Consider the following 12044-nt stretch of genomic DNA (forward strand, 5'->3'; position numbering starts at 1 on the left):
TTTTTTTTGTTATCAACATAAAATTGTAACTTATTAACAGACAACGTTAGTGATTTGTGAACATCCTAAAAAGGAATTCCACTGTTAGCTAAATGTTAATTGCATATTTTCGTATCCATGGAAAACACGAAACCCTTAGTTGGTCGTAAGATCGATAAATCTACTATCATAAGCCTTGAAAGAGGTAAAATACCGCCACAAGCCGTTGATTTGGAGGAAGTTGTGATTGGTGCGATGATGATAGATAAAAAAGGGGTCGATGAGGTTATCGATATTTTGCATCCAGATGTATTTTATAAGGACGCACACAGATTCATCTATGAAGCAATCTTCATTTTATTCGAAGAGTCTCAGCCGGTAGATTTACTAACGGTTTCTTCTCAATTGAAGAAAGCAGGTAAGTTGGAGGCGGCAGGAGGTGATTTTTACTTGATTAAACTGACACAAAAAGTGGCTTCTTCGGCGCATATTGAGTTTCACGCTCGTATTATCCTCCAAAAGTTCATTCAGCGTAGTTTGATTAAAATTTCTAACGAAATTATAGAGGAGGCATACGATGAGAGTACTGATGTCTTTGACCTTTTGGATGCTGCGGAATCCAAGTTGTACGATGTTACTCAGGGTAATCTAAAGCGCTCTGCTGAAACAGCTCAGAATTTGGTGATACAAGCCAAGAAAAGAATTGAAGAAATTGCCAACAAGGAAGGGTTGAGTGGTGTACCCTCCGGTTTTGATAAAGTGGATAAACTTACCTCTGGTTGGCAGCCAAGTGATTTAATTATCATCGCAGCGCGTCCCGGTATGGGTAAAACGGCATTAACCTTATCTATGGCAAAAAACATGGCGGTAAATCACAATATACCGGTAGCATTTTTCTCCTGTGAGATGTCCTCAGTACAATTGATTACACGTTTGATATCCTCCGAAACAGGGTTGTCCTCCGAAAAGCTGCGTACAGGTAAACTCGAAAAACATGAGTGGGAACAGTTGAATGTAAAAGTAAAAGCTTTAGAAAAGGCACCTTTGTTCATAGATGATACACCATCACTTTCTATATTTGACCTTAGGGCAAAAGCTAGACGACTGGCATCCCAACACGGTATTAAAATGATTGTTATCGATTACTTACAATTGATGACGGCCGGAGGTTCCCAAAAAGGAGGAAACAGGGAACAGGAAATTTCTACGATTTCCCGTAACCTAAAAGCATTGGCTAAGGAACTAAATGTTCCCGTAATCGCATTGTCACAGCTTTCAAGGGCTGTAGAAACACGTGGAGGTAGTAAACGTCCGTTATTATCAGATCTTAGGGAATCTGGTGCAATTGAGCAAGATGCCGATATTGTAGCATTTATTTACAGACCTGAATATTATAAGATAGATGAGTGGGACGATGAAGAAAGAAGCCCTACCCAAGGCCAGGGAGAGTTGATTGTGGCCAAGCACAGGAACGGTGGTTTGGATAGTATTAGATTGAAGTTTATCGGAAACCTAGGTAAGTTTGATAATCTTGATGATTTTGACTCACCTTTCGAATTTCAGTCTAAAATGAATGAAAACGAGGAAAATCCTTTTGCGACTAAAAGTTTACCCACGACAAAAGAAGCGTTTGGCAGTAATATGAATCAAGGTTTAGATTCTGAGGAGGATAACGATGTACCTTTTTAGTGTGCTGAGTTTCTTTCAAAAGGGAATTCTTTGCGATACTTGCTTTTTTGATTTTTAGCTGAATTTAAAGCGCAGATTCAAATATGACTAAGGGCAAATTTGTATACAGTTTTGCAAATTCTTTAACTGTTCACAAAATACAACTCGGAGGTTTTTCTTCTATCTTTGAAATGACTGAATAATATAAAGCGCATGCCAAAAAGTCTTTTCTCTTTTTTATTGTTTCTATTTTCGTTGCAGATCTCAGCATCCTCCATTCTAATACCTATGGATGCCGATTACCAGAAAAATCATTTAAAGGCATACGGAATCACCTATTGGGTGCTTGCCAAACAGCAAAAAGTACAATGGCTTTTAAACTATAGGGGCGGTTCTTTCTTGATGCCCGATGGAGAAAGCATCCGGAAAGAATGTCAAATAAGAGGCGTTTCGTTTGAAATTGTATCTGATAGTCAAGCGAATGCTATTTTGGATGAGATCAGTAGTCCATCTAAAAACCAAGACGCCGTTATTTTGGAGAAAGCACCTAAGATTGCCGTGTACTCGCCACAAGGAAACCAGCCGTGGGATGATGCCGTTACGATGGTATTGACTTATGCTGAGATACCATATGTCACTATTTATGATGAAGAGGTATTAAATGATAAACTGGCTTTATACGACTGGTTGCATTTGCATCATGAGGATTTTACAGGTCAATATGGAAAATTTTATGGAGCATATAGGGCAACACCATGGTATATTGATGGGAAGGCAGCGTCAGAAAAACTGGCAAAGAAATTAGGCTATGATAAAGTGTCTCAAGAAAAGGGAGCCGTTGCTTTAAAAATACGAAATTACGTTATAGGTGGCGGATTTATGTTCGCCATGTGCTCTGCAACAGATAGTTTTGATATTGCCCTTGCAGCGGATGGTGTGGATATTTGCGAACCGATGTTCGATGGGGATGCCTCAGACCCTAACTACCAAGCTGGTTTGAGCTTTAGTAAGACTTTTGCTTTTACAGATTTTGTATTGGAGCGTAGTCCTATGAAATATGAGTTTTCTTCAATAGATATGACCAAAAAAAGAGGAAACGTTCCCAAGGAGTCTGATTATTTTTCGTTGATGGATTTTTCTGCAAAATGGGATGCTGTGCCTACTATGCTGTGCCAAAATCATACCTCTTTGGTAAAGGGTTTTATGGGGCAGACCACCGCCTTCAATAAATCACAAATTAAACCTACCGTGCTAGTTCTTGGAGAAAACAAACTAAACGGAGAAGCCAGATATATACATGGAATAAATGGAAAAGGATTTTTTACCTTTTACGGAGGTCATGATCCAGAAGATTACCAGCATAGGGTAGGAGATCCCAAAACAGAATTGGAGTTACATCCAACCTCGCCGGGATATCGATTAATTTTGAACAACGTGCTTTTCCCAGCAGCGCGCAAGAAAAAGCAGAAAACTTAGTCTGTTTTGGAATCTGTTTGAGAGGCGTAGGTGCTTTCAAAAATTTTATCAGCATTGGCCGACTCAAACCCATCTCTTCGTTGTATTCTAGAAACCTCTGATTGTACCAAATGTTTAAATTCCGGTAAGGGTAGTCGTTCTGCAAATTCTACATAGCTTCCCGGAATCTCCATTGTTTTACCGTTCATAAATGTGGCCTCTATCATTTTAGCTATAGAGCTACTTTGTCTAAGAAGTCCATCGGCACTTTGTTTGATAATACCGCCAGAGTTGTTTAGTTTTATGCCAATACCTACTAAGAATTCGTTAAACGTTTCCATGGTGTTATATCCTTCTTTAAGCTCATGCACACTAATCGTATAGTGGTTTAAATAGTAGCGGTTGTAAATTACCCAAGCGGCATACTCACTATCAGTGGCAAGCGTTTGGTAGTCTGCGATACTTGGTAGTTCCCATAACGATTTATAAAAAAAGTCACCCACTGCCTCGGGGTCGTTCAAATCTAAATTGGAAACTAGATCGGAAGTAACTTTAGCTGTGTATTTAGTGATAAGTGCTTTAGTGCTTCTTGATAAGTCTTCAACCCTAAGTTCACTTATGAATATACGTGGATACTTTGGGGATGGTGGTGAATACCAATAGGCATTTAATTTTTTGCCTTCAAAAAAATAATAATCACGTTTTTTATACCCATAGTGAAGGAAAATATTTTCTAAAGAGGCTATACCTAAATGAGGAACGCCCAAGGTCCTAAAAGCAATATGGTCGTTTACTATTTCATCTTCTGAGGCTATAATTCCGCCTTCCAATAAGGCATTGGACACTTTCTGTACATCTGAAACACTTTTTTTATAAGGTTCGAATAATAGGGTCATTAATTGATCTAAGGCAGAATTCTGATTAAATTTCATAACTATGATATTAAATAATAATTGTGGGGGAAAATATAACGTTTAGTCTACTTAAGGTTTCAAATAACGAAGTCACTTTAGGATTTGATTTTGACTGAATGAAGTTATTCCAATTGTGATATAAGTTTTTCCAAAACTACTTCTACTCCAAAATCATCATTAGATGCGGTTTGGTATTTTGAAATATTTTTTACATTAAGATGTGCATTTTCCATTGCAAAACTAAAATCGGACAAGGCAAGCATTTCTAAGTCATTATTATAGTCACCAAATACGAGTACTTCATCTGTATTGATGTGATGCGCCTTCATAACTTTTTCTAATGCAAACCCTTTATGTGCATTAACACTGGAAATATCAACCCAGTTTGTTCCTGATATTTTCACTTTAAGTTCTTGTTCTAGCGACTTTACATGTGGATAAATAAAATGTTCCGAACTTTCAAAATGATAGATAGCTATTTTGATGATTTCTGTGGTAACATTTTCCAAGGTATCAACCACATCGAACTCGGTATAGTATTCTCTTAATTTGTCTACAAAAACAGAAGACTTTCCAGTTATGTAAGCCGTTTGCTTTCCGCAAAGTACAGGATGCATTTCGGGAAACCCACCCAATATTTCTAAAGTCCTTTTAATATGGGTAGTGGGTAATGGTGTAGATAGTAATTCCTTTTCTTGCTGCATTACAAACCCCCCATTTTCCGCAATGACTACAATATCGTTTTTGATTGGATGTAGTTTATCAATTATACTATTATATTGTCTTCCACTGGCAGCAACAAAGAGGATACCTTTGGATTTTAGTATTTCAAAAACTTTAAAAAAACGGTCACTAACTTCGTGATTAGAGTTGAGTAGTGTACCATCCATGTCAGATACTACCATCTTTATTTTGGATAAATCCATTTATTGCATAATTTTGAATGTAAAGGTATTTTAATGAAAAGGATTCTCGATACGGTTACACGAATTTTTGCTTTTATTTAATAGTATCAGGCCGATCAATGGTAAGGCTAAAACACCTTTAGCTAAAGTATTCTGTCTGTACTTTTGGATACACTCAGGGTTAGTATAGTCAACCCCTTATTTTAATTCACTTTACGTATCGGTTTATAAATAACAACCTTATGAAATGGTATCAAAAAACGTTTAGGCTTCCTACTTTTTCCAGAGGATTCCACCTCATTACCGATTTAATTGTTACGGAGTGTCCAGAAATTTCAAAAATTGAAATAGGGATATGTCAGGTTTTTATTAAACATACATCGGCAAGTCTTACAATAAACGAGAATGCCGATTCAACGGTTCGTGCAGATTTTGAAAGTCATATGAATAGGATGGTGCCTGAAAACGCACCTCATTATACACACACGTATGAGGGGCCTGATGATATGCCCGCCCATATTAAGGCCTCCCTGTTAGGTGCTTCAGTACAAATTCCAATAACTCATGGAAGATTAAATTTAGGAGTATGGCAAGGAGTATATATGTGTGAGCATAGAGATCATGCCTTAGGAAGGGACTTGGTTTTAACCATATCTGGAACTTTAATAGAGAGGGTTTGTTAGTATAGCTGTGCCATTAAATAATATTTTCAGTAAAAAAAGGTACAAGTATGACATAAAAAAATCCGATTCATATGAATCGGATTTTTTAAGTGAGATGTATATATGTTTAATTTATTTTACCTGGTCTACAACGGCTTTAAAAGCATCAGGGTGATTCATGGCTAGGTCTGCAAGAACTTTTCTATTAAGCTCTATATTTTTAGCTTTCACTTTACCCATAAATTGAGAGTAGGACATTCCGTGTAATCTGGCTCCCGCATTGATACGTGTAATCCATAGCGCACGAAAGGTTCTTTTTTTGTTTCTTCGGTCCCTGTAAGCATATAACATTGCTTTTTCAACTGCGTTTTTTGCAACTGTCCAAACATTTTTACGTCTTCCAAAGTACCCTTTGGCTTGCTTCATCACCTTTTTTCTTCTGGCTCTGGAAGCTACTGCATTTACTGATCTTGGCATTTTTCTAAATTTTTTGTAGTAGGCGTCCTATGTTTTTTATTTTGGAACTTTTATAGCCTAACTCCATGGTTAATAATTTTACCTTTTTAAAGGGCTAAGTTACTTTAAACGTAACTGCTCTTTAATACTGTTAACATCTGCTTGATGAACCAAACCATCATGCGTTAGCCTAAGCTTACGCTTTTTAGATTTCTTTGTAAGAATGTGGCTCTTAAAAGCGTGCTTTCTTTTAATTTTACCTGAACCTGTAAGCTTAAATCGCTTTTTGGCACTGGATTTTGTTTTCTGTTTAGGCATTTTCTCCTATTTAATTAATTAATCTCACTATATGCTAAACTTATTTCAGCAATTAACTGGCATCAGTTCAACTTTTTCAATCTAAACGCTGCTTACAATGAGCAAGCAGCGTTTATAATTTTATAAACTATACGGTATCTGAGCGATACCTATATACTATTTGCCTTTGGTTTTTGGGGCTAAGAACATAGTCATTCTCTTTCCTTCAAGTTTTGGCATTTGTTCCACCTTTCCTAATTCCTCTAACTCTGAAGCTAGCTTCAAAAGTAAGATTTCTCCTTGATCCTTGTAAACGATAGACCGCCCTTTGAAAAAGACATATGCTTTTAGTTTCGCTCCTTCTTTCAGAAACTTTTCGGCATGTTTCTTTTTAAACTCGTAATCATGGTCATCTGTATTGGGACCAAATCGTATCTCTTTTACAACCACCTTAGAGGCTTTTGCCTTCATGGCCTTATCTCTCTTTTTCTGTTCGTATAAGAATTTTTTATAATCTATTATCTTACAAACAGGGGGTTTCGCTTTTGGTGAAATTTCCACCAAATCCAATTCTAATTCTTTGGATAAATCCAAAGCTTTTCTTATCGGGTATACACCAACCTCCACATTGTCGCCAACCAACCTCACTTCTGGAGCAAGTATTTTTTCATTGATATTGTGGGGATTCTTATTTTCTCTTCTAGGTTGAGGCCTAAATCTCTTACGTATTGCTATGACTCGTATTTTTTAATTAAACATTACTTAAATCCTTTTCCATTTTACCTACTTAGTTCAAAGAGGTGAGATTTGGTTTGCAACAAATCTAGGTAAGGCACTTTCAAAACGATTTTAAGGTACTATTTATTTCCGTATTAACCAAGTCTGTAAACGCTGTTATCGTTATTGCTCCTAGGTCTTTACCTCCGTGCTTTCGAACGGAAATAGTATTTTCCTTTTCATCCGTATCACCAACAATAAGCATAAATGGCACTTTGCTCATCTCTGCCTCTCGTATTTTCTTGCCAATAGTTTCACTTCTACTATCCAAGAGGGCGCGAATTTCGTTATTTTCTAGGGATTTTAAAACTTTTTCAGCATATTTTTCATGTTTCTCGCTTACAGGCAAAATTATAGCCTGTTCTGGCGTTAGCCATAAAGGAAAATTTCCTCCGGTATGCTCAAGTAACAGGGCAATAAAACGCTCCATACTGCCAAACGGTGCTCTGTGTATCATTACAGGTCTGTGAAGTTCGTTGTCACTGCCCTTGTACGTTAGGTCAAACCTTTCTGGAAGGTTATAATCCACTTGGATAGTGCCCAATTGCCATTTCCTTCCTAAAGCGTCTTTGACCATAAAGTCTAGTTTTGGTCCATAAAATGCTGCTTCTCCCTTTTCTATAACATAATTAAGTCCCTTTTCCTCTGCAGCATTGAGAATTGCTTGCTCTGCTTTTTCCCAGTTTTCAACAGAACCGATATATTTATCTGGATCATCTAAATCTCTTAGTGATACTTGGGCAGTATAGTTTTCAAACCCTAAGGATTCTAATACATATAAGGATAGGTCAATTACATCTTTGAATTCCTGATCTAATTGCTCTGGCATACAGAAAATATGGGCGTCGTCTTGTGTAAAGCCTCTTACCCTCGTTAAACCATGAAGTTCGCCGCTTTGTTCATATCTATAAACGGTGCCAAATTCGGCATAACGTTTTGGTAAATCTTTATAGCTAAAAGGTTTGGCGTTGTATATTTCACAATGATGAGGACAATTCATTGGTTTTAGCAAAAACTCTTCGTCTTCCTTTGGCGTCTTTATTGGTTGAAAGCTGTCTTCGCCGTATTTAGCATAATGGCCAGAGGTTACATACAGTTCTTTTTGTCCTATATGCGGAGTGATAACCATTTCGTAACCTGCTTTTTTTTGAGCTTTTTTAAGGAATTGTTCTAATCGCTCTCTTAGGGCTGCACCTTTTGGTAGCCATAAAGGAAGCCCTTGCCCTACTTTTTGTGAAAAAGTAAATAATTCCAGCTCTTTACCTAATTTTCTATGATCCCGCTTTTTTGCTTCTTCCAAAAGCTCAAGGTATGCAGTAAGTTCCTTCTGCTTTGGAAATGATATTCCGTAAATACGTGTCAGTTGTGGATTTTTCTCGTTTCCCCTCCAATACGCACCTGCTACATTTAGAATTTTAATGGCTTTAACGATTCCTGTATTAGGAATGTGCCCTCCTCTGCATAAATCGGTGAAGCTATCATGGTCGCAAAAGGTGATTGTTCCATCATCCAGATTTTCTATAAGCTCTACTTTATATTCGTTTCCTTGGTCCTTGTAGAACTTAAGGGCATCTGATTTAGATACGGAACGCATCTTATAATCATGCTTACCTCTTGCAATTTCTATGGCCTTTTGTTCGATTTTTTGAAAATCCTTTTCTGAGATACTTCCCTCTGGTAAATCTACATCATAGTAGAAACCATTTTCAATTGCGGGTCCTATAGTTAACTTTACTCCAGGGTATAGCTCCTCTAAAGCCTGTGCTATAATATGTGAGGTTGAATGCCAAAATGCAGTCTTACCTTCTTGGTCGTTCCAGGTAAATAATACCAAAGCACCATTTTCCGTTAATGGGGTAGTGGTCTCCACAATGGTGTCTTCGAACTTGGCGGAGATTATGTTTCTGGCAAGGCCCTGGCTTATGCTGTTCGCGACATCCATTGGAGTGGCTCCCTTTTCAAATTCCTTGGTGGAGCCATCTGGTAATGTAATTTCAATCATCGTATCATATATATATAAGGTGCGCAAATATAATGTGTTGCTTTAAGGTCTACAATTTTATACAGCGCTGTTTTCGTAATCTTTATCCTAAGAAGCTATAGGTTGATTAATGTAGTATAAGTAGTTTTGGATACACTTTGGTGTTCGGGAGCGCTCCTTTCCATAATGACTTTGTCAATTCATTCATATTTTGTAAGTTTAATACTCTTTTTTAAACAAGTAATATTCTGTAAATATCTATTCTATAAGGTGTTAAAGCCTGGGTCTAAAAAACCTTCAAAAAAGTTTGTTTTTTATTGTTGTTGGTATGAAAAAGGATGTTACATTTGCACCCCGCAAACGAGCTATGTTTATAGTGAGTGAGGGGTAAGTTCTTTAAAAGTTGTGTTGTACGGTTAATTTTCTCGACCGTTTGAAAAGAAGTTTTATTTTTTTTCAAAAAAGCTTGTCGGGATAAAAAACAGTTGTATATTTGCAGCCGCTTAGGGAAATACCTTAAGCAAAAAGAAGCGTTCTGAGGGAGTTTACTTGGGACAATTAGGAGTTCATTGAAATATTGTGGAGAATCGAAGTGAGTAGAAAAGGATTGGTCCTTTTTGAAAATTTCGGACAAGAATTATAAAGAATTAGATCGAGAGAATCGGGGCCGGGGACGGACATTGGAATTGTTGGGACGAATATTTACAAAACAACGATGAAGAGTTTGATCCTGGCTCAGGATGAACGCTAGCGGCAGGCCTAACACATGCAAGTCGAGGGGTAACATAGTAGCTTGCTACTGATGACGACCGGCGCACGGGTGCGCACCGCGTATGGAACCTACCTTTTACAGGGGAATAGCCTTTGGAAACGAAGATTAATGCCCCATAGTATCTTAATACAGCATTGTATTTTGATTAAAGCCTTCGGGCGGTAGAAGATGGCCATGCGTCCCATTAGTTTGTTGGTAAGGTAATGGCTTACCAAGACTACGATGGGTAGGGGCCCTGAGAGGGGGATCCCCCACACTGGTACTGAGACACGGACCAGACTCCTACGGGAGGCAGCAGTGAGGAATATTGGACAATGGAGGAGACTCTGATCCAGCCATGCCGCGTGCAGGAAGAATGCCCTATGGGTAGTAAACTGCTTTTATACAGGAAGAAAAAGAGCTACGTGTAGCTTATTGACGGTACTGTAAGAATAAGGACCGGCTAACTCCGTGCCAGCAGCCGCGGTAATACGGAGGGTCCGAGCGTTATCCGGAATTATTGGGTTTAAAGGGTCCGTAGGCGGGCGATTAAGTCAGTGGTGAAAGTCTGCAGCTCAACTGTAGAATTGCCTTTGATACTGGTCGTCTTGAGTTATAGTGAAGTTGCCGGAATATGTAGTGTAGCGGTGAAATGCATAGATATTACATAGAACACCGATTGCGAAGGCAGGTGACTAACTATATACTGACGCTGATGGACGAAAGCGTGGGGAGCGAACAGGATTAGATACCCTGGTAGTCCACGCCGTAAACGATGGATACTAGCTGTCCGGAACCTTGAGTTCTGGGCGGCCAAGCGAAAGTGATAAGTATCCCACCTGGGGAGTACGTTCGCAAGAATGAAACTCAAAGGAATTGACGGGGGCCCGCACAAGCGGTGGAGCATGTGGTTTAATTCGATGATACGCGAGGAACCTTACCAGGGCTTAAATGCATTTTGACAGGGGTAGAGATACCTTTTCCTTCGGGCAATTTGCAAGGTGCTGCATGGTTGTCGTCAGCTCGTGCCGTGAGGTGTCAGGTTAAGTCCTATAACGAGCGCAACCCCTACTGTTAGTTGCCAGCATGTCATGATGGGGACTCTAACGGGACTGCCGGTGCAAACCGTGAGGAAGGTGGGGATGACGTCAAATCATCACGGCCCTTACGTCCTGGGCCACACACGTGCTACAATGGCAGGTACAGAGAGCAGCCATGTCGCAAGGCAGAGCGAATCTACAAAACCTGTCACAGTTCGGATCGGGGTCTGCAACTCGACCCCGTGAAGCTGGAATCGCTAGTAATCGGATATCAGCCATGATCCGGTGAATACGTTCCCGGGCCTTGTACACACCGCCCGTCAAGCCATGGAAGCCGGGAGTGCCTGAAGTCCGTCACCGTAAGGAGCGGCCTAGGGCAAGATTGGTAACTAGGGCTAAGTCGTAACAAGGTAGCCGTACCGGAAGGTGCGGCTGGAACACCTCCTTTCTAGAGATTGTCCTTTTAAGGACAGTCCCTGACGGTTTTGAGATAAGTTCTCGGTCCCGTTTTTTCGATTTATTATTTTATATTCTTTGTCTAATTATTCTTCCACAATTATGATATATAGTAAATGCTGTATGGTTTCCTTCGGGAGGCTTTAGAGTAGGGACAGTCCCATAGCTCAGCTGGTTAGAGCGCTACACTGATAATGTAGAGGTCGGCAGTTCGAGTCTGCCTGGGACTACAGAAGCCCAAGGGTTTGTAGAAGAATCTGGGCAACGTTCATTGAGATTAAAGTATTGGAAATTTTAGAAGTTGGGAGAAGAGGGTTTGATAACTCATAACTCATCACTAATAACTCATCACTAAAAGAAATGGGGGATTAGCTCAGCTGGCTAGAGCGCCTGCCTTGCACGCAGGAGGTCATCGGTTCGACTCCGATATTCTCCACTAGGCAATACTGGGTGATAATTTAATTATCTCCGAGTTTTGTATGGGAAGTCATTAATTTAATTGTTGTTGGCAACCCACCAAACGTTCATTGACATATTGGAACAGGATATATAACATTAGTGTTGTATATACCTAAAAAGAAAGAAACACGAATCTTAATTACGTACGCAAGTACGTAATGATAGTAAAGAGTACGAATATATAATAAGTAAGCAATAAGAAGGTTTGGCGACAAGCTGGAAAAGGGCGTATGGGGAATGCCTA

The 12044-nt window shown here is 39.2% G+C and carries 9 protein-coding genes, 2 tRNA genes and 1 rRNA gene; 6 read left to right on the top strand and 6 right to left on the bottom strand.

From position 1 onward, the window contains the following. Positions 1-117: 117 nt before the first annotated feature. Positions 118-1668, top strand: coding sequence for a replicative DNA helicase (gene dnaB, locus Q360_RS0121240; protein ID WP_027078872.1), 1551 nt, complete (start codon positions 118-120; stop codon positions 1666-1668). A gap of 192 nt (positions 1669-1860) precedes the next feature. Beyond that, complete coding sequence (locus Q360_RS0121245) at positions 1861-3123, top strand: hypothetical protein (RefSeq protein ID WP_027078873.1); 1263 nt, start codon at positions 1861-1863, stop codon at positions 3121-3123. Here the strand turns inward: Q360_RS0121245 and Q360_RS0121250 are convergent. Together Q360_RS0121250 and Q360_RS0121255 are read right to left on the bottom strand one after the other, a co-directional pair. Next, a complete protein-coding gene (locus Q360_RS0121250; RefSeq protein ID WP_027078874.1) occupies positions 3120-4034 on the bottom strand; it encodes a DUF1338 domain-containing protein in 915 nt (304 codons plus the stop codon). The two genes, Q360_RS0121245 and Q360_RS0121250, sit on opposite strands and share 4 nt — an antisense overlap. A 104-nt stretch (positions 4035-4138) precedes the next feature. Next, complete coding sequence (locus Q360_RS0121255; RefSeq protein WP_027078875.1) at positions 4139-4942, bottom strand: HAD family hydrolase; 804 nt, start codon at positions 4940-4942, stop codon at positions 4139-4141. Positions 4943-5163: 221 nt separating this feature from the next. Between Q360_RS0121255 and Q360_RS0121260 the strand changes: the two genes are divergently transcribed. Beyond that, positions 5164-5604: a secondary thiamine-phosphate synthase enzyme YjbQ gene (locus tag Q360_RS0121260; RefSeq protein WP_036196362.1), complete on the top strand. Its 441-nt coding sequence runs from the start codon at positions 5164-5166 to the stop codon at positions 5602-5604. A 111-nt stretch (positions 5605-5715) separates the two neighbouring features. Here the strand turns inward: Q360_RS0121260 and rplT are convergent, their stop codons facing one another. From rplT to thrS, 4 genes are all read right to left on the bottom strand, one after another. After that, positions 5716-6060 (bottom strand): 50S ribosomal protein L20, encoded by a 345-nt coding sequence (rplT, locus tag Q360_RS0121265; RefSeq protein ID WP_027078877.1) that lies wholly within the window; start codon positions 6058-6060, stop codon positions 5716-5718. Between the two features lie 99 nt (positions 6061-6159). Next, positions 6160-6357: a 50S ribosomal protein L35 gene (gene rpmI, locus Q360_RS0121270; RefSeq protein WP_027078878.1), complete on the bottom strand. Its 198-nt coding sequence runs from the start codon at positions 6355-6357 to the stop codon at positions 6160-6162. Between the two features lie 156 nt (positions 6358-6513). After that, positions 6514-7071 carry a translation initiation factor IF-3 gene (gene infC / locus Q360_RS0121275; protein ID WP_084273521.1) on the bottom strand — a complete coding sequence of 186 codons (558 nt, stop codon included), beginning with the start codon at positions 7069-7071 and terminating at the stop codon, positions 6514-6516. Positions 7072-7174: 103 nt separating this feature from the next. After that, positions 7175-9115 carry a threonine--tRNA ligase gene (thrS, locus tag Q360_RS0121280; RefSeq protein WP_027078880.1) on the bottom strand — a complete coding sequence of 647 codons (1941 nt, stop codon included), beginning with the start codon at positions 9113-9115 and terminating at the stop codon, positions 7175-7177. 691 nt (positions 9116-9806) lie between these two features. Here thrS and Q360_RS0121285 point away from each other — a divergent pair. From Q360_RS0121285 to Q360_RS0121295, 3 genes are all read left to right on the top strand, one after another. After that, positions 9807-11333 (top strand): 16S ribosomal RNA (locus Q360_RS0121285). A 164-nt stretch (positions 11334-11497) separates the two neighbouring features. Next, positions 11498-11571: transfer RNA gene (locus Q360_RS0121290), tRNA-Ile, on the top strand. A 132-nt stretch (positions 11572-11703) separates the two neighbouring features. Next, positions 11704-11777 (top strand) — tRNA-Ala (locus tag Q360_RS0121295). The last annotated feature ends 267 nt before the right edge of the window (positions 11778-12044 follow it).

The sequence above is a fragment of the Maribacter antarcticus DSM 21422 genome (assembly GCF_000621125.1).
Classification (GTDB): domain Bacteria; phylum Bacteroidota; class Bacteroidia; order Flavobacteriales; family Flavobacteriaceae; genus Maribacter; species Maribacter antarcticus.